The 235-nt window shown below is 47.7% G+C and carries 1 rRNA gene; it reads right to left on the reverse strand.

Going from position 1 to position 235, the window contains the following annotated elements:
• Positions 1 to 183 (reverse strand): 16S ribosomal RNA (locus KJS58_RS25310); the annotation flags it as partial.
• Between the last annotated feature and the right edge of the window lie 52 nt (positions 184 to 235).

Here is a 235-nt window from a genome sequence, read left to right on the forward strand (position 1 = left end):
CTATCCGGTATTAGCTACCGTTTCCGGTAGTTATCCCAGTCTTATGGGCAGGTTGCCTACGTGTTACTCACCCGTCCGCCGCTAAGTCTCAGAGAAGCAAGCTTCTCATTAACTCCGCTCGACTTGCATGTATTAGGCACGCCGCCAGCGTTCGTCCTGAGCCAGGATCAAACTCTCCAATAAAGTTATTGAAAAGAGCGATAAGCTCATTTAGAAAATGCTGACGAGAACTTAA

It is taken from the genome of Paenibacillus sp. J45TS6, from assembly GCF_018403285.1.
In the GTDB taxonomy this organism is placed as follows: Bacteria; Bacillota; Bacilli; order Paenibacillales; family Paenibacillaceae; genus Paenibacillus.